This window comes from Sorangiineae bacterium MSr12523, from assembly GCA_037157775.1.
GTDB lineage: Bacteria > Myxococcota_A > Polyangia > Polyangiales > Polyangiaceae > Pendulispora > Pendulispora brunnea.
Map to the genome: position 1 here is coordinate 11,646,778 of CP089982.1, position 18,819 is coordinate 11,665,596.

At 66.4% G+C, this 18,819-nt stretch carries 13 protein-coding genes; 6 read left to right on the forward strand and 7 right to left on the reverse strand.

The annotated features are described in order from the left end of the window. Nucleotides 1–110: 110 nt before the first annotated feature. On the reverse strand, nt 111–2,405 hold the full coding sequence (ppk1, locus tag LZC95_46125) for a polyphosphate kinase 1 (protein WXA93820.1): 2,295 nt from the start codon (nt 2,403–2,405) through the stop codon (nt 111–113). 169 nt (nt 2,406–2,574) lie between these two features. Beyond that, the gene (locus LZC95_46130; protein WXA93821.1) at nt 2,575–4,362 is read right to left on the reverse strand and encodes a hypothetical protein; all 1,788 of its coding nucleotides are present in this window, start codon (nt 4,360–4,362) and stop codon (nt 2,575–2,577) included. A 118-nt stretch (nt 4,363–4,480) separates the two neighbouring features. On the opposite strand from LZC95_46130, the gene LZC95_46135 reads away from it, so the two are divergent. The 4 genes from LZC95_46135 (at nt 4,481) to LZC95_46150 (ending at nt 10,729) form a co-directional block, all read left to right on the forward strand. Beyond that, nucleotides 4,481–5,629: a DHH family phosphoesterase gene (locus LZC95_46135; GenBank protein WXA93822.1), complete on the forward strand. Its 1,149-nt coding sequence runs from the start codon at nt 4,481–4,483 to the stop codon at nt 5,627–5,629. Next, nucleotides 5,626–6,543 (forward strand): hypothetical protein, encoded by a 918-nt coding sequence (locus LZC95_46140; GenBank protein ID WXA93823.1) that lies wholly within the window; start codon nt 5,626–5,628, stop codon nt 6,541–6,543. Before LZC95_46135 ends, LZC95_46140 begins: the two co-directional genes overlap by 4 nt. A gap of 74 nt (nt 6,544–6,617) precedes the next feature. Next, nucleotides 6,618–7,664, forward strand: coding sequence for a PilZ domain-containing protein (locus LZC95_46145; protein WXA93824.1), 1,047 nt, complete (start codon nt 6,618–6,620; stop codon nt 7,662–7,664). 86 nt (nt 7,665–7,750) lie between these two features. Further along, a complete protein-coding gene (locus tag LZC95_46150; GenBank protein WXA93825.1) occupies nt 7,751–10,729 on the forward strand; it encodes a hypothetical protein in 2,979 nt (992 codons plus the stop codon). Between the two features lie 110 nt (nt 10,730–10,839). Here LZC95_46150 and LZC95_46155 read toward each other — a convergent pair whose 3' ends face one another. Then, on the reverse strand, nt 10,840–11,010 hold the full coding sequence (locus tag LZC95_46155; protein ID WXA93826.1) for a hypothetical protein: 171 nt from the start codon (nt 11,008–11,010) through the stop codon (nt 10,840–10,842). Between the two features lie 287 nt (nt 11,011–11,297). Here LZC95_46155 and LZC95_46160 point away from each other — a divergent pair, with 287 nt between their 5' ends. Next, nucleotides 11,298–11,546 (forward strand): hypothetical protein, encoded by a 249-nt coding sequence (locus tag LZC95_46160; GenBank protein ID WXA93827.1) that lies wholly within the window; start codon nt 11,298–11,300, stop codon nt 11,544–11,546. On the opposite strand, the gene LZC95_46165 is transcribed toward LZC95_46160, so the two are convergent. Further along, complete coding sequence (locus LZC95_46165; GenBank protein ID WXA93828.1) at nt 11,492–12,979, reverse strand: penicillin-binding protein; 1,488 nt, start codon at nt 12,977–12,979, stop codon at nt 11,492–11,494. The genes LZC95_46160 and LZC95_46165 overlap by 55 nt on opposite strands. A 63-nt stretch (nt 12,980–13,042) precedes the next feature. Here LZC95_46165 and LZC95_46170 point away from each other — a divergent pair, with 63 nt between their 5' ends. Beyond that, nucleotides 13,043–15,403, forward strand: coding sequence for a HEAT repeat domain-containing protein (locus tag LZC95_46170; protein WXA93829.1), 2,361 nt, complete (start codon nt 13,043–13,045; stop codon nt 15,401–15,403). On the opposite strand, the gene LZC95_46175 is transcribed toward LZC95_46170, so the two are convergent. The 3 genes from LZC95_46175 to LZC95_46185 form a co-directional block, all read right to left on the reverse strand. Then, entirely contained in the window at nt 15,400–15,792 is a 393-nt protein-coding gene (locus LZC95_46175) for a hypothetical protein (GenBank protein WXA93830.1), read from the reverse strand. The genes LZC95_46170 and LZC95_46175 overlap by 4 nt on opposite strands. A gap of 65 nt (nt 15,793–15,857) precedes the next feature. Beyond that, complete coding sequence (locus LZC95_46180; protein WXA93831.1) at nt 15,858–18,032, reverse strand: bifunctional alpha,alpha-trehalose-phosphate synthase (UDP-forming)/trehalose-phosphatase; 2,175 nt, start codon at nt 18,030–18,032, stop codon at nt 15,858–15,860. Continuing rightward, nucleotides 18,032–18,736 carry a TlpA family protein disulfide reductase gene (locus LZC95_46185; protein ID WXA93832.1) on the reverse strand — a complete coding sequence of 235 codons (705 nt, stop codon included), beginning with the start codon at nt 18,734–18,736 and terminating at the stop codon, nt 18,032–18,034. The genes LZC95_46180 and LZC95_46185 overlap by 1 nt, the downstream gene beginning before the upstream one ends. Nucleotides 18,737–18,819 lie beyond the last annotated feature (83 nt).

Below are 18,819 nucleotides of genomic sequence, written 5' to 3' on the forward strand. Positions count from 1 at the left end.
GCAAAGATGAAGAGCACCAGGGCAATCTCGCCCCTTGTCATCCCGAAGATCACGACGCTTCGAGCATATCGCGTTTGGCGGCGCGAGGCCTCCCTTCGGTCAGCCGGGCGCTACTTCTTTACCGGCGGAGCTTCCCGACGTCGACGCACCCTGGGGGCGTCAAGTTGTCGTGCCGGCATCGTCTGCAGATGGAACCGGGTCGGCCTGCCCGCCGTTTCCGCGGTTTTCACGCGATCGCGGGCCAGCTCCATGAACCGCTGCTGGGCCCGCACCGCCGGCTGGCCGGGGGCGGGCGGTGCGACCCGCATGTAGCTCCCGTCGGAGCGCAAGAACCACGACTTCACGTTGTCGGCGCACTGCAGGTGCAGCACCTCGATGAGGCGGGTGCGCGATGTCGGGTCCTCGATGGGGATGAGCACCTCCACCCGGCGGTGGAAGTTGCGCGGCATCCAGTCGGCGCTCGCGATGAAGACCTCCTCTTTGCCGCCGTTGGCAAAGTAGAGGATGCGCCCGTGCTCGAGGAACCGGTCGACGATGGCGCGCACCTCGATGGTGTCGCTCACCTTGGCCACCCCCGGGCGCAAGCAGCAGATGCCGCGCACGAGAAGCGTGATCGACACGCCGGCCTGCGAGGCGCGGTACAGCGCCTCGATGACGTCTTCGTCCACCAACGCATTCATCTTGGCGATGATGCGCGCCGGCCGGCCCGCCTTCGCATGGTCCGTCTCGCGCTGAATGAGCCCGAGAACCGCCTCGTGCAGACCGAGGGGCGCCACGATGAGCGAGTTCCACTTCGGCGGCGCGCTGTAGCCCGTGAGCAAATTGAACAACGAGGATGCATCCTCGCCGATCTGCGGCTTGCACGTGAGCAGCGACACGTCGGTGTACATTCGCGCCGTGGTCGGGTTGTAGTTGCCCGTGGCGAGGTGCACGTAGCGGCGCAACTTGCCCTTTTCGCGCCGCACGATGAGCAGGCACTTCGCGTGCGTCTTCAGGCCCAAAAGGCCGTACACGACGTTCACGCCCGCTTGCTCCAAGGTGCGCGCCCACTGGATGTTCGACTCCTCGTCGAAGCGCGCCTTGAGCTCGACGATGGCCGTCACCTGCTTGCCCGCCTCGGCCGCGCGCGTGAGCGCCTTGATGATCGGCGAGTCGCCGCCCGCACGGTACAAGGTCTGCTTGATCGCGAGCACGTCGGGATCGTCGGCCGCGCGCGTGATGAAGTCCACGATGGTGTCGTACGAGTCATACGGGTGCTGCAGCACCACGTCGTTCTCGCGCACCAGGGCGAAAAGGTCCTCCGCATCGCGCAGGGGCGGCGCCACGTAGCCAGCAAAGGGCTCGTCGCGCAGCTCGCGCCGCTCGTCGCGCGAAACCATGCGCATCAAGTCGGCCATGTTGAGCATACCGCTGGTGCGGTACACGTCGCGCTCCGGATCGAGCTTCAACGCCTTCACCAGCTTCATCAGCGAACCGGGCGTGGGCTCGCCCGCCACCTCGAGGCGCACCGCGTTGCCGCGCTCGCGCCGCCGCAGCTCCTGCTGGATCATCTGCAGCAGGTCCTCGGCCTCTTCCTCGTCGAGCTCGAGATCGAAGTTGCGGGTCACGCGGAAGGAGTACACGCCCTTGACGCGCACCCCGGGAAAGATGGTGCCCACGTGCCGCGAGATGAGCGCCTCGAGCAGCACGAACGCGTGCTTGGCCAGGCTTCCATCGGGCAGCCGCACGCCGGAGACCTCGATGAGGCGCGGCAGCATCACGGGGACCTGCACCACGCCGAAGCCCGACTCGTGCCCCTCGCCCTCGCGCGCGAACATGACGCCGATGTTGAGGCTCTTGTTGCGCAGGTGCGGGAACGGGTGCCCCGGATCTACCGCGATGGGGGTCAGAATCGGGAAAATCTCGTTGTGGAACATCTGGTCGAGCTGCGCCAGCTGGTCCTGCGACAGCCGCTCGGGCCGCACGATGAGCGTGCCTTGCTCCGCCAGGCGCGGCAGAAGGTGCGTCTCGAGCGACGCCGATTGCTGCGCGACCATCGCATGCACCCGTAGCGACACGGCCGCGAGCTGCTCGGCCGGGGTCATGCCGTCGGGCGGCAAATCGCCGACCTCGCCGGTCATCTGCTGCTTCAACCCGGCCACGCGCACCATGAAGAACTCGTCCAAGTTGGACGCGAAGATGGCGTGGAATTTGAGCCGCTCGAGCAGCGGCACCGCCTCGTTCTCGCCCTCGGCCAGGACGCGGGCGTTGAACTCGAGCCACGACAGCTCCCGGTTCAAATAGAGGTAGGGCGACCGCAGATCCGGCACCCCGTCGCTGATGAGCAGGTGGGGGGCGCTGTAGGTTGGACCATTGAGGTTTCCCGACGAGGCCGGCCCGTGGGTGCTGCTAGGGATGGGTGCCACGGGCCCCGAAAGCGGTGTCTGCGAAGTCGGGGAAAAGTCGGAGCTGGGACTGGTTTCTTCCATGAGGGAGACCACGAGCCGTCGTTTTGACGAAATTTATACTAGCCCAGATCCCCCAATGCGCCGGGCAACGATTCTCGCACTCCCACACCTCTAAGTGACAATCGCGTCACGGATGCGTTTCGATTGCGTGACGTTCTGGTGAAACGACCCCCGCGATTCCAGCCACGTCGTTTCGCATCCACACGTGATCCTCACCGAACACGGCGGTCTCGCGGTAGTGCTCGTGCACCCAAGCAGCGGTTTCGGGGCAGTGCTCCTCGAAATCCTGTGAGGCGCTTCCATTCGATGTCAACGGCGACTTGTCGAAGAACACGAACGCTGCGGGTGGTTGCTGCTTGAGGTGCGCGAGCATGTCGCGCTCGTGGTCATCGCGCATCCGCGTGATGACCGCCGCTTGTTGAGGATTGGGGCGCGGACCATCGGGCAGCCACGAGCCGCTGATGGCGGCATCCGCGTTGAGATCGTACACGTAGATGTACGGCGACGCGCTCATGCGCTCCGCCAGAAAGAGCACGTACGGATCCATGCCGTAGATCTGGACGCGATCCGTCGGCTTCGTGTGCGTGCGCAGGTAGTCGGCCGTCTGGCGCATGTCCCATGGGAAAAAGTCGCGGGTCTCGAAGTAGACCAAGTAATCGCGGCTGGCGCGCTCCTCGCTATCGCGCGCCTTGGCCAGGATCCACTCGTCCACGACGTGCGGCGACAAGGGAAGCGTGACCGCGAGCTTCGTCGCCAACGCGGCCGCCGCACCAAAGGGCACGAGACGCAGTCCAAAGGGGGCACGCCCGAGCCGCTCCCAAAGCCACACGACGAGCACGAGCCAGTCGAGGTGGATCCCCGCGCTCACCGGATGAAAGTGGTACGGGAAGCCTTTGGCCTGGGCGAGCACGCTCACGATGGCGGCGAGCGGCATCAGTGCGAAGCTGACCGTGCGGCGAGGCATCTGCCGCTCGACCACGAGCCCCAGGTGCACGAGCGCGGTGACCAGCGCCATCAAGGCCGGGGGTGCGCCCCAATTGAGGCCGAGGATCTCCGCCGTCGTGCGCGGCATCATGAAGCGGTACATCGCCGGCACGTCGACCATGTAGATCCGCAAAAAGGCGCCAATATCCGCGTAGCGCAGGAGAAACGCGATCTGCGTGGCCGCGCCAGCCGCCGCACCCAGCGCGAACACCGCGAACCTGCGCTTCTGCGACAGCGACAGCTCGTCATCGACGACGAGTGCCACGAACTGCACCACGGAGAAGAGCACGTAGGTCGGCTTGCCGAACCAGGGAATGGCCCCGAGCGCGGCGGCCGAGGCGAGCGGCCATGCTTGCCAGGTGGAATCCGCCGAGGCGCGTGACGTGGCAAGCCGCCGCTGCGCGACGAACTGCAGCGCGATGGCGCTCAGCATGAACCAGTCGAAGAAGCTCTCACGCTGGGCGAGGTCCCAGTAGATGTACATGACGAGCTGGCTGCTCAGCACGACCCACGCGGCGAACGCCCAACCGGCGCGTTCGATCCATCGCACCTTCTTCTTCGCGATGCCGGGCAGGCAGGCGCCGGCGAACGCGAAAGTCATGCCGGTGATGACCAGGTCGAGGACACGGAACCGATGTTCATCGGCGCCGCCGAACTGGAGAAAGACCAGGTGAATCAGGTGCGTGAGCGGCCCGTTCACGTCGCGCACGTCACGGTAATCGACCGCGCCGCGCTCGATGGCCCACGCCACGTACTGGAAAATCCCCTGGTCTCGACCGAGCGTGGTCAGCGAGGCGCGCTTCGTCGCCTCGACCACCCAATAAAGCGCAGGCAGCGCAATCACGAGGGGCAGGACGAGCGAACGTCGGATGGTTATCCATACCCTCCACGCAGCTCGCACCGCCCGTGTGTTCAGCGCGGTGCTCGCCATCGCCCTACCTTCCACCTTCGATTCACGGCGGGCACCTTACAAGATGTGGTAGCTAGCTCAAGCCGAAGGTTTGGGCATGCGAATTGGAAATCGGAGTAGAATTGGTATGGTTTCCGCGGTGACCTCGAAACCCAGCCCGAGTCAAAAGATGACCGATCCGGTCCGACGTTTACCCGTTCCGGCCGCTGCTGCGCCGCCTCCAGAGCGCGCGCGCGCGTTCGCGGACACGCTGGCAGAGGCCAAGGGCAAGCACGTTCTCATTGCCCTGCGCGGCCATCCCGATCCGGATGGCATCGCTTCGGCCATGGCGCAGGCCCACATCGCCCAGCGCTGTGGCGTGGGGCAGACGACCATCGGCTACTGCCATGAGCTCAGTCATCGCGAGAACCGCGCGCTGGTGAAGCTCCTCGGCGTCGAGCTTCGCAAGATCAAGAGCGTGAAGGATGTCGGCAACGTCGATTTCCTCTCCTTCGTCGATGCGTACGACGTCGATCCGGATTTGGCCGACACCGACGGCATCGAGGTGCTCACCATCGTCGACCATCACCGCGCACCGACGCCGCCGAAGGCGCGCTTCGTGGATCTGCGGCTCGACGTGGGCGCCACCGCCACGATTTTCGTCGAGTACCTGGAGCAGCTTGCCCCGCTCGACAGCGAGGTGGAGGACGATCAGCGCATCGCCACCGCGCTCATGCACGGCCTATCGACGGACACGGACGACTTCATGCTGGCCCGCGCGGGCGACTTCCGCGCCGCCGCCGAGATCATCGAGGTGTGCGATCGCGATCTGCTCGCGGACCTGAGCCGTCGCCTCATTGCGCCCAGCGCGATGGACGTGATGGCCCGTGCGCTCGCGTCGCTGGTCGTGCGCCGCAACTTCGCCATGGCCGGCATTGGCTTCGTCTCCGAGGGCGACCGCGACACCATCGCGCAAGCGGCCGATTTCCTGGTGCGCCGCGAGGACATCGACACCGTCGTCGTCTACGGCGTCGTGGGCGATCGCTTCATCGAGGGCTCGTTGCGCACGCACTCGCCGAGCGTCGATCCGTCGGCGTGGCTCGAGCAGGCCTTCGGCTACGACGACAAGGGTCGGCCCTACGGCGGCGGCCGGCGTGACAAGGGAGGCTTCCGCATCCCCATCGGCTTCCTCGGCCGCTCGACCGATCGCGCCCAGCTCTGGACCTTGGTGGAACACGCCATGCGCTCCGCGCTGCTGCGCATGGTCGGCGACGAACCCGCCACCGGCGTGCTCGTTCAAACGGTGTGACGGCGCCGCTTTCACCTCTCCGCATTCTCTTTTGCGGCCTCCCCATGGGGGCGTTGGCGCTTCGGCACGATGGGCACGACATCGTGCTTGCGGCCATCAGCCGAAGCGATGCCTCGGGCTTGCGCCGGCTCACGCGGGTGTTGGGGCCCGAGCGTGTGCTCGTGAAGCCGGATCTCTCGGCGCATGCCGAGCGGGTGAAGGCGCTCGCGCCCGATCTCGTGGTGAGCTGGTTTTGGACCAAGCGCATCCCGACGGCGATCCTCCGCGCCGCGAAGGTCGACGCCTTCAACGTGCACCCGTCGCTGTTGCCGCGCCATCGCGGGGCGGATCCCATTTTTTGGACCATCGATTCGGGCGATGCCACGACCGGCGCGACCGCGCATCGGCTCGAGGATCGCTACGACACGGGGACCATCTTCGCGCAGCGCGAGATCGCCGTGGATCCCACGTGGAACGCGTGGACGCTTGCCCTGAAGCTCGATCGCGTGACGCTCGCGCTGCTCCGCGAGACGGTGGCACGCTTCGCGCGGGGCGAAGCGCCCGAGGCGCGAGCGCAAGACGAAGCGCTGGCCACGCACGCGCCGTCGCCGAGCGAGGACGATCTCGTCATCCAGTGGAAAACCGACGACGCCGAGCGCATCGCACGCCGCATCCGCGCAGCGGCACCGTGGCCGGGCATGCTCACGGAAATTGGGGATCGCGCGCTTCTCGTTACGCGCGCCGAACCCACCGATGATGTGCCACGCGCACTGCAGACGGCCGAGGCGGCACTCGTCCACGGTTGTGTCGTCGTGCGGGCCCGCGATCGCGGTTTGCGCCTGATTTCCGCGCGCGACGCCGAGACGGACGCCGAACTTTCCCCCGGAGAGCTCGCAGGGTTGATCACATCGGTTCCGTCCGGCCCCGTCCGATGATCGTTTCACGTCATTCGCCGACCCTGTAGCATGCAGCTTTCCCCAAGTTTTTACTCTGCGCGAAGGAGATGACCGTGCCCGATCCCGCTTCAACCGCTCGCACCGCCCGTGAATCCCTGTCGCGCGGCCTTCAGGCCCTGCAGGCGGATCCCACGGTGCCACCGCAACTGCTCGATTTGGCCGCGGTGATTGCGCAGTCGATGGGAGCGTTGCACCAGATCGAGCGCTCGAACGGCACGCAGCTTCTCCCGCACGCAAGCATCGCGCTCGAGAACGTGCGCAAGGTGCTCAGCCAATTGCAGATGGTCGCGTCGTCGCATCCGGCCGTGAACGTGGCCATGGAGTCGGTGGCGTCGTCGCTGAGCCTCGTGCACTCGCTTCACCAGCTCGCGAGCTCGCCGGCTCCGATGCCCACCGCGCCCATGGCCGCGCCACCTCCGCCGCCTCCGCCCATGCCACCGGTGGGGATCGCGCCCATCGCACCGCTGGAGGGCGCGCCCATTCCGCTCACCAAGCCGCTCTCCAACCCGCACCAGCAGGCGTACGCGCCGCCTCCGGCCCCTGCCTTCCAGCCGCCCCCGGCCCCGCCGTACGTGGCCCAGCATTCAGGAGCGGCCCCGCAAGCGGGTCCTGGGGCTGCTTTTCCGCCGCCGCCCCAGCAGCCCGTGTTTCAAGCGCCGCCCCAGCCTCAGCACTTCGGTGGCGGTCCGGGGGCCTATCCGTACACGCCGCCGCCGGCACCGAACCCGGCGCCCCCTGGCCTGGCGCCCTCGCCCGGTCCCGCGGGCGATTTGCACGTGGTCACGGCCGATCTTGGCACCCACAGCGCCACGAATTTCTACAAGGGGCTCTCGGGCAACGACATCATCGACCACGGCGGGCTCTTCGTTTCGACGTACATGATCCCGAAGCTCGGCACCCAGATCCGCCTCAAAGTCTCGCTTCCCGGCGGCTACGAGTTCGAGGCCAATGGAATCGTGCGTTGGGCGCGGGAGCAGTCCGACGGGAGCGATGCCCCGCCCGGATTTGGCGCGCAATTCACCCAGATTACCCCCGAGGCGCGCCAGCTCGTTTACCGGTACGTGCGCAACCGCGAGCCGCTCTTTCACGACGATTTGTAAGCTCCGACCCGCCCCAGAAACACGACGAGTCGGTCGAGCTTTGGTGAGCGCCAAGGCCGGGCCGTGTAGACTCGCGGGCCCCTCGCTTGCGTCGTATCTTCCTTTGCGCTCTTTTCGTTTGCTTCACGCTCGGCGTGCTGTCGGCCTTCGTGCCGGGGCGCGCGCGTGCGGCCAACGATCCCAATTTGGTCTGGAAGACCATCACGACGCCGCACTTCCGCATCTCGTACTACTCGGGTGAGGAAGACATCGCCAAGCACCTGGCCGACGAGGCCGAGGCCATTCACGCGCGCCTCTCGCCCGTGCTCAATTGGTCGCCGGCCGAAAAGGTCGAGGTGGCCCTGTTCGACCAGACCGATGGCGCCAACGGCTTCACCTCCATCGTCCCGTACAACGCGATCCGGCTCTTCGTCACCGCGCCCGATGATCTGTCGCCGTTGAGCGACTACGACGGCTGGTACACGACGCTCTTCACGCACGAATACACGCACACGCTGCACATCGACCAGATCCGTGGCCTGCCCGCGCTGGGCAATGCACTCATCGGCAAGCGCTTCTCCCCGAACCAAGTGCAGCCGCGCTGGTTCATCGAAGGGCTCGCGGTCTACGAAGAATCGGTGCGCACGAGCGGCGGACGTCTGCGCTCCTCGCAGTGGCAGATGTTCATGCGCGCCGACATCCTCGAGAACAACATCGCGCCGCTCGATCAGTTCACGGGTACGCCGCGACGCTGGCCGCAGGGCAACATTTGGTACTTGTACGGCTCCTTTTTCATGAAGTGGATCCAGGAGACGTACGGTGAAGGCGTCATGCGCCAGGTCATCGACGACTTCGGCCAGCAGGTCATTCCGCTCGGGTTCAATCGCTCGCTCCGGCGCGCCATCGGAAAGACCTACGAGGAGCTGTACCCCGAGTGGATCGCCTCGATGAAGAAGGGCTTCGGCGCCCAGCGCGATGCGATCGTGGCGCGCGGGCTTCGCGAGGGCGTGCGCCTCACGTACGGCGGCAACGTGGCGCAGCACCCGGTGTGGATCCCCAAGAACGCGTGGGCCGATCACCAGGGTGGCCTCGTCTACTTCCGTGACGACGGGCACACCACACCGGGCCTCTACGCGATCGACGTGCAGCGCGATGCACGGGGTGCCGTCGTCGCGGTCGACGACAAGAAACGCGATCTGGTCATCCGCACCAACGGCGTCTCGCACGTCACCTTCGCCCCCGACGGTAGCGCCATCTTCGATTCGAGCGCGCCCTTTCGGCGGATCTTCAATTTCACCGATCTGTTCCAGCTCCCGCCGGGCGAAAAAAGCCCGACGGGCCTCGATGGAAAGCGCACCCGTCTGACCCAAGGCTTCCGCGCCAGCGATCCCGCGCTGTCACCCGACGGACGCCGCATCGTCTTCACCACGAACCACCGGGGCACGCGGTACCTGCAGATCGCCGACGTCTCCGACGAAGGCATCACCAACGTGCGCTCGCTCGTGCGGAGCAACCGCTTCGAGCAGGCCTTCGCGCCGGAGTGGTCGCCGGACAACCGGCACGTGGCCTACAGCGTGTGGACCGAGGGCGGCTTCCGCGACATCCGCTACGTCGACACGGCCGACGGCACCTATGTCGAGCTCGCGCACGACCGGGCGCAGGACGGTGGGCCGTCGTTTTCGCCCGATGGGCGCTGGATCTTCTTCCACTCGGATCGCACCGGCGTGAGCAACATCTTCGCGTGGAACGTCGAGACGGCGGAGTTGAAGCAGGTCACCAACGTCATCAACGGCGCGTACCAGCCGGAGGTTTCACCCGACGGCAAGACGCTCGCGTACCTCGGCTACACGCACGTGGGCTTCGACATTTTCGCCATGCCGCTGCGCGAGGGCGATTGGCTCGACGCCGAGCCGTACGTGAACACGCGCCCTGCCCCCTACCCGCCGGCGCCCCACGTCGAGTTTCCCTGGCAGTCGTACAACCCGCTGCATACCTTGCGGCCGCGCCGGTTCGGCGTGTCGATCACGCCCGGCAACTTCGGGCAGGCGGTCATCGTCACCGCCGATGGCACGGACATCGCGGGGCATCACGCCTTCGCCGCCTCGATGACCACCGAGGTGGAGCGGCCGTACCTGCAGTTCGGCCTCGGCTACACGTACGCGCGGCTGCCGGTCGATCTGAACTTCAACGTGTCGCGCAGCATTGCGCCTCGCGGGGGCTACCAGCTCGGGCAAAACTACAAGCCGATCTGGATCCAGGAGGCCCTGAGTTTCTCCACGGGTATCTCGTACAACTTGCCCAACTCGTCGGGGTTCGATGGGCAATCGTTCGCGTTGAACTACGGGGTCACGCGGCTCGGGGGCGAACTTCCCATGCCGGCGGACAAGCTCGATCCGTACGAGACGCCGGTCATTCCCAACGATCGCTTCATGCTGGCGACGTTGCATCTGGGCTGGGGTTACTCCAACGCACAGCGCTTTCTCTACAGCGTGGGCGCGGAGAAGGGATTCAGCCTGGGGGCGAACTTCGATTTCACCAACACGGCCATCGCCAGCGATTATTCGGGCTTCGCCGCGAACATCGACTTCACCTCGTACCACCTGATGCCCTGGCTCGCGCATCACTCGCTCGCCTTGCACATGGGCACGGGCTTGAGCGGCGGAAGCTTTCCCGGGCGCGGGCCGTTCTACGTGGGCGGCTTCGTCGACTTGCCGCTCCTGGACATCGTTCGCAACACGCTCATCCAAGGCGGCATCGCGCTACGCGGCTACCCGCCGGTCATCCTCGCCGGGCGCAACTACGCGCTGTTCAATGCGGAGTACCGCTTCCCCATCGTGAACATCGACCGGGGATTTTCCACGCTACCGCTCTTTTTCAAGCGCATCACGGGCACCGCGTTCCTCGACTATGGCAGCGCGTTCGACGATGCAGCGACCGCGCAATTCAAGACGGGGGCGGGCGGCGAACTCTGGATCGACACGCTCATGGCGTACGTCGTCGACTTCACCTTCCGCCTTGGATACGCGAAAGGTCTCGCGAGCGGTGGGCTCGACAAGTTCTACTTCGTCGCCACCGTGCCTTTTTGAGGAATTTCGCGAGGTTCCGGCCCGTTTGGGCGTTGGCACAAAAAACCAAACGCCAGGCACCGCCGTTCGTGCGGCGACCCTGGCGTCCCTGGCCGTTAAAATAAATTTCTCTATTCGGTTTTCGCTTCGGCCTTGGGCGCGGCAGCCTTCTTGGCCTTGCGGGCGGGCGCGCTCGTTGCTTGCGAACGTGCCTGAGCCTGGCGCTTGAGACGCGCCTTTTTCTTAACCTGGCCCTTGCGGCGCTTCATCTTCTGCGAATTGCGGCGATCGAACTTGCCCATCTTTTCCTCTTAGAATCTAACGATTTCAACAGCTTGCACTCGGCAAGCACGAGCCTTGGAGCGCAGTTCGCCATCAACTAGCGGGCCGCGCGAGGGGCGTCAACACTTGTCAACCAGAGGGAATTCTACAAGGTGATCGGATGTTCCGTACGGCGGATTGACCGGGCCTTGCACATGGCGGACCGATGTCGCTTGAACCAGACGCCACGTCGCGTCGAGCTGCGTCGAGCACACGGGTGCACAATTACCTCAGTAGACGTCGGAATCGAGGATGCTAGATTGAGGTCGTGGACGTGGTCCTGCGAAAGCTTGGGAAGGGCTCGCGCGCCGTTGCGGGCCGATTGGTCCGAGCACCGCGCAAAGGCTCTGTGGTCGTCATCGAATTTCCGGACGGCATGCACGAGTACGTGACGACACCCGTCAAACGCGTACTCCGCATCTGCGGCCGTGAAGTTTTTTACATCGAGACGATCAACAGCCGTTATCGCCTCGAAGTGCGCGGGCGCGAAGATGCCATCGCCGAGAGCACGGGTTGACCAGGCTTTAGCCTTTTTGCGGGCTCCGGGGATTTTCTTGTTGTGGGAGGCTCCGCCGCCCCACGCCCCCGAGAAGCGTGCTGACGCTGAGACGATAGGGCAACGCCTGGTCGTGAGACGTGCTCGACACCTTGTTGCGCGAAGTAGGTGCGGAGCATCTCGCGCGCGACGACGTTGGCCTTGATGCTCCACGCGGGATCGTTGACCACGAGGGTCGCGATGGCGACGGGCTTCACATTGGCCACGGGGCGGCTCGGCGCAAAGCCCGTGAACCACGTGTAGAGGCGGCCCGATTCCGGATCGGACAAGGTGCCCGTCTTTCCCGCGACGGCGATGCCGCGCAGAAAGGGGCGGCCTGCACCATCGCGGAAGGCGCGGTACGAGGTTCCCTCGGTGATCGTGTGCTCCATCATGGTGGCCACGGCCTGCGCGGTCTCGGGCTTCATGATGCGGCGAAGCGACGGCTTCTCGGGCTCGGCGTAGATCGGCTTGCCCTCACCGTCCATGGCCTCGCGCACGATGCGAAGGCGCACGGCCTCCCCGCCGCGGGCCAGCGTGGTGCTGATGGCGGCGGCTTGCATGGGCGAGAGCGTGGTGTGAAAGAAACCCGCCGCGGTGCGCGCATACTCGAGGGGCTCGGGCGGCAGTTCGAGGCTGCTCGGCTGCACGTCGACGTCGAACGGAACCTTCTGCCCGAAGCCGTACGCGAAGGCGGTCTCCTCGAGGGACTTCGGCTTCAAGCGGCGCAAGGCGAGGCGCGCAAAGACCGGGTTGATGCTCTTGCCCATGGCGTCCGAAAGCGTGATGCACCATCGGTCGCGGCGCGGGTTGTCTGCCAGGTCGAGCGCGGAGATGCGCTGCATGCCACCGCCCGCGTAACACTCGCGCGCATCGGGGCCGAGTCCCTCGGCGTCGACCAGGGCGGTGCCGGTGACGATCTTGAAGACGCTGGCGGCGGGCGCGCTGGCCTCGGCGCAGAGATCGCGGGCCGGGCCCGATTCGACGTGGCTCGCGTAGGCGAGGACGTGGCCGGTGGTGGGGTCGACCATCACGACGGCGGCCAGTGGCAGGTGACGGCTCGCGAGCAGGCTGTTCGCGGTGCGTTGCAGCTCGGGGTCGAGCGAGAGCCGGGCGACGCCTTGGTTGGGAAGCGGGGCGGTCGTGCCCTCGTCGTCGACGGCGATGTGCAGGAGGTCGAGACCGGCCAACGTGGAGGGCGCGCCGGAAAAACCCGCTGCGGATGCGCTCGTTTCACGGGGCGCCTTGCCATCGGGGGACGTCGGCGCGACGTGCGAAGCCGAAGACTCCTCGACCTGGTCGCTACCGCTCGCCCCAAAGAGGCCACCGGTCTGGCTGACTGGATATTTTCGTACGAGGTAAAGGAGGCCTGCGCACGCGGCCGCGGCCGACAGTCCGAGTATCCACCGTCGCATCGAGGCTCCTCGTGTGACATACGGCCGCCGCGCCGGGCAAGAAATGCGCGTATCGTCGGGGGCATGAAAGGCCCCGTTTGCGCCATCGTTTTTGCATCGCTGCCGTTTGCTTCGGTTGCGCTGGCCGAGCCGGCGCCCAAGGTGGATCTCGCATCGGCCACGGTGCAGTACGGTGCCCCGGGCGAATCGGTGACCATTGCGCTCGATCGCAGCGAGCTGCCCGACGCGAAGGCGGTGCGCGTGGAGACGCTCGCCGTCGGCGAAGGACGTAGCGTGGCACGCGTGGTGGTGCCTTCGAAGACGCGCAAAGGCGTGGCCTGGGAAGCGCTGGTTGGGGGCAAGCTGCTGCACTCCGGTGTGACCGGCTACGTGCGCGGGCAAGATGGCGACCGCACGGGTACGGCGATCGACGTGATGCCGCGCGGCGATGGGACGTCAATCGTGGCGGTGGGCGAGACGCGCGAAGACCTGCGGCTGTGCGGGCAGGAGACGACGTTGCTCTCGCCGCAGGTGGTGGACGCGAAGACGATGCAGCTTCGCGGTGCATCGCTGCAGCGCCTTTCGCGCGCGCAGCGCGACGGCGCGGAGAAGGTTGCGGCGGGGCTGCGCACGCAGGCCGAGACACCGCTCGGGCGCTTGCTCGTGGCGACGGGCGCGAGCACCGCCATCGGGAAGCCGGCGTCGCTGACCGATGGGGATCCCGCCACGGCGTGGGGAGAAGCGCGCCCGGGGACGGGGCTCGGTGAGTTCGTGGTCATGCGCGCGCCCGCGGAAGTGCCCATCACGCGCTTCGCGATCACGGTGGCCCCGCCCGGTGCGAATGCCACGGCGGGGATGGCGCCGCGGTCGTTCTTTCTGGTGACCGATGCGAAGACGTTCGCGGTGACCTTGCCGGAAGACGGGTGGCTCAAGCCGGGTGCCTCGTACGACATCGCGTTGAAGGAGCCGGTGCGCACGAGTTGCGTGGCGCTGGTGCTCGATCAAGCCTACGCGCGCGGGAATGCACGGCCCGAGGTAACGGTGGCGGAGCTCACGGCCTTCAGCGAGTTCGATACGCCGGGGGCATCGCCGGTGTCGATCGCGCGGCTTCTGTTCGGCGGCGGTCCGCGTGCGCAGGCGGCGGCCGCCGTGCTCCAGCGCGCGGGCAAGCGAGGGGTCGAGGGCGTGATGCAGGCGTGGAGCGAGCTCGATGCGCAGGGGCGCGCGCTCGGGGTCGACGTGGCGGTGCGTACGTCGTGCGAGGACGGCGGGCCGCTCTTGGTGGCATCGCTCGACGACAAGGATCGCAACGTGGAGCGCAAAGGGCGCGAGAAGCTCGAACGGTGCGGTCGCGCGGCGGCGCCGGCGCTGCTCACGGCGATGCGCGATGCGCCGGTGCCGCAGAAGGCGCGCTACGCCTCGCTGCTCGCGTTGCTCGCGCCCAGTGCGGCGGTGCCGCCCATCGCGGCGCTGCTCGGGCAGGGCTCGCCGGCGGATCGGCAGATGCTGCGCACCGCGTTCATGCGCGCGGCGCGCAGTGCCGATGCGGCGAAGCTCGCCGAGCTTTTGCGCGAGCGGCGTTCGAGCGATGCGGCTGCGCGGCTCGAGCTTTTGCGCGCCCTCGGTCCGCGCATCGTCGATGTGCGCGAGGATGCGCGGACGGATCTGGACGAGCTGCTCAAGGGCACGCCCGATCTGCCGGTACGGTACCTGGCGCTCGGCCCCGTCGCCGAGCTGGCGCGGCAAGGTCATCGCGAATCGGTGGACCGGTTCGCGGCGTTGATGGGGCACGATGCGGCATGGCCGGTGCGCGCGCGCGCCGCCGAGCTCGCGCTGCACATTCCGGGTGCGCAGCAGGAGCTCATCGAGCGGCTGCGCGATCCGGAGCCGCGCCCGCGCGAGGCCGCCCTGCGCACCATCGCCGAAGAGCGTCTCTCGGCAGCGGCGGTGGCCGTGGAGGCGTTGCTGTCACGCGATCCGTGGACCTTCGTGCGCGTGTCGGCGGCGACGGCGCTGGGGTCGATGCCGCAGTCGCCGGACATCGACGCATCGCTCGCCACGGCGCTCGAGGATCCCGTGCCCGCGGTGCGCGTGGCGACCGTGGATGCGCTGGGCGTGCACCGTGCGGCCTCGTACGCGGGCCGCGTGCGCAAGCTTCTCGACGAGGACAACTCCGCCGACGTTCGCCTCGCCGCCGTGCGTACCCTCGCGCAAATGTGCGACGCCAACGCGCTCGACACGCTCACCGAGCTCGCCGCCAAAGCCGCCTCCCCCAATGCCGAAAACGAACTGACCCTGGGCCTCGCCGCCATCGACGCCCTCGGGAAGATCCACCCGCGCGACCTCGCCAGGAGGCTCGAGCGCGTCATGTCCAAAGACGCCCGCGCCCAAGCCCGCGCCGCCGCCGCCCAAGCCATGGCCGCCCCAGGCATCTGCCGACGCTAGCGAAGGGAATCGGGAAGACGTCGCTGTTTCGATACGTCGCGTTGAAAGCGTTCGAGCAAGTCGAGAACATCGTTCGCGACCCACGCCCGATTCCGTCGTTGGCGCGTCATCTCCACGAGAATGCCCGCACCGACGAGTCGCTCGATGGCCTCGTACACGTTCTTGTCTGCAACCGCACGGCCTGTATCTTCCAGAACGATCTCTCGCGCGGCCTCGATGGTGATGACGGGTTGACGGATCAATCCGGATGCGATCTCCGGCGGAATCGCCGCGCGGTAGGCCCGAAACGTGCCGTCCTCACGCCGAGATGGACGTGAGCCGTGTTCGGCCCAGTCCCACCGGCGTTCCTCGAAGTTCAGAGGGGGCCAGGAAGCCGTAACCGTAACCATGGGACTCTATACTAACGCTTGTTCCAACAAACGTAAGCATGGCCCCAAATTTACGAATTTTTAGCTCAAATCAGCGCGCGCAATAAGCTCGCGACGGCGGCGGGGTCGGCGAGGCGGTAGGTGGCGGCGCTGCGGCCTTTGCCGACGTGGATGGCCACGCCGCTCGGGGGCAATGCGCGGAACATGTCTTCGTCGGTGCGATCGTCGCCGATGGCCAGAACGAAGGCGGGTTGCGCGCGTTCGAGAACGCGGTCGACGATGATGCCCTTGTGGATGCCTTGCTGGCGGATTTCCACGACCTTGTGACCGTGGATGACCTCCACCGGGGCGTTGGACAGAATGTCCGTCAGGTACGTGGCCAGCTCGCGCGCTTGCAGCGGGCCGAATTCGGCGTCGGCCATGCGGTAGTGCCACGCGATGGAGGCCCACTTCTCCTCGATGCGCGAGCCCGGCGTGCGATCCGTGAAGTCGTTCAAGATGGTGCGCAGCGAGTTTTTCCACTCGCTGTTCAACTCCCGCATGGGGACCCATGACTGACCGCGCTCGCGCCCCCACGCCCCGTGCTCGGCGTACATCGAGATGGGCAGATCGCCCAGCCACTCCTCGAGCGACTCGCGCGTGCGGCCGCTCACCACGTTCACGTCCGTGGGCCGGCTTCGGTGCGTGAGCGACGCCAAAAGCGCCTTCACCTCCTTGGTGGGCGCCGCCAACTCGGGCACGCGCTCGATGGGCGCGAGCGTCCCGTCGTAGTCCAGCAAGAGCGCCAGCGACGGCGCCTCGCGAATGCGCTCCACCAAATCTTCAATTTCGGCCGACGTCGAAGACTCGTCGCCCAGGGGCTCGGCACGCGGCATATGCTCCAAGGTTGCAATGAAGGAATCGGCCCAGCGATGCACGTCGTGACGCTGGATGCGTTCGCGCAAGGTTCGCATGCGCGAGCGACGCTCTTCTTCCGGCATGCGCAGCGCGTGTTTGTACGCGGCCACCATGCCGTCGAGGTCATGCGGGTTCACCGTGATCGCTTCACCCAACTCGGCGAAAGCTCCAGCGAATTCGCTCAAGACGAGAACGCCATCGCCGTCGGTTCGTGAGGCAACGAACTCCTTCGCGACAAGGTTCATGCCATCACGCAGCGGCGTGACGAGCATCACGTCCGCGGCGCGGTAGAGTGCGGTGACCTGCTTCTGCGAGAACGAGCGGTACAGGTAATGGATGGGGGTCTGCCCCACCGAGCCGTACGCGCCATTGATGCGTCCGACGGTCTCCTCGAGCTCGCGTCGAAATGAGGCGTATGCGTCGACTTTTTCGCGCGAAGGAACGGCGACTTGCACCAACCTTACGCGCCCGCGAAGACGCGGCTCGCGCTCGAGCAAACGCTCCATCGCCAGCAGACGTCGCTGGATGCCCTTCGTGTAATCGAGCCGATCCACGCCGAGGAAGATCTGCTGCCCCTTGGCCTGCTCGCGCATGCCGGTGACTTGCGCGATGACGTCCTCGTCGTTGGCGAGCTTCTCGAATGCCGCCACGTCGATGCCCATCGGGAAGACGCCGAGGCGGATGGTGCGACCCTGATAGGGCACGCGATCGATGGAGAAACTCGCATCGAGCGTGCGCACGATCGACTTGGCGAAGTGGCGCAGATACCCGTACGTGTGAAAACCGACGAGGTCGGCGCCGAGCATGCCGTCGAGGATCTCCTCGCGCCACGGCAGGATGCGGAAGATGTCCGTCGCCGGAAACGGGATGTGCAGGAAAAAGCCAATCTTTGCGCGCGGAAGCGCCTTGCGCAGGATGCCCGGTACCAACGTGAGCTGGTAGTCGTGCACCCAGATGAGATCGTCCTCGCGGTACTGCGCGATGACGGCGTCGGCGAAGCGCTGGTTCACGCGGCGGTACGAATCCCAATCGTGCACATCGATGGGAATGCGGTGCAAAAGGTAGTGGAACAGCGGCCAGAGCACGCCGTTGGAGAAGCCCTCGTAGTAGCGCGCGACCTCGCTGGCGCTGAGCTGCACCGGCACCGTTTTCAGCTCGGCGAGCTCCTGGTTCACACGGGCGAGCTGCTCGGGCTTGAGCTTCGAGACATCACCCGGCCAGCCGATCCAAAGGCCGTCCGAGCTGCGATGCGGGCCGCTAAGGCCGGTGGCGAGTCCGCCGGCGCTGGGCGTGACGGTCACGCCGCGTGGGTCGGCCTTGACCGTCACCGGAAGACGGTTCGAAACGAGCAGAAGGCGCGGCATCAGCTACCACCGACGTCTTCGCAAACCTTGGCGCCCTCCCCGTTCGGCCGCCCATCGTGCACTTCCATCGGGCAATAACCGCCCGCGCGCAGTTGATCCACGAGCTCGACCACCGCGGAGCTCGACCAGTTGCGCTTGCCGTCGAACCGCGCGCGGATGATGCCGCGCGGATCGATGACCCATGTCTCCGGAAAGAGGTTCGTGCCGTACTTGCCCGCAACGATCTCGTTGTCCGGGTCGAAGAGGATGGGAAAGGGCGGTGGGTCGTGCAGGACGGCCTTTAGCGTGTCTTCCACGTCCGCCGGGCCCTGGTCCACGGAGACGGTGAGAACGACGACGTCGTTGGAGCGCTCGCGCAGAATCTTGGTGAGGTCGGCGATGCTGGGGAGCTCTTCGAGGCAGGGACCGCACGTCTTGGTCCAGAAATTCAGCACCACGGTTTTCCCGCGGAATTGCGAGAGCGAGACGGTCTCGCCCTTCATGTCCTTCAGGGAAAAATCTGGCGCGCGGCGGTTCGTGGCCGCGTACTCGGGGTGGAGCAGGCACATGGGCGCGCAGCGGCGGCGTGTCTCGCCTTCGCGCGCAACGGAGACGAAGCTGTAAACCAGCACCCCAGCCGCAAGGACGAAGCCCACGTAGGCCGCGCTGGTGAGGCCAGCGAAGCTGCTGCGAGACGGGAGACCCCCCTTGGTCGCGTCGGGCATGCCAAGCCTTATAGTCCACTGGGAGCGGTCGTGCGACGTCGATACGCTCAGCCGTACGAGCTGCGCTTCACGCGCGTATTCGG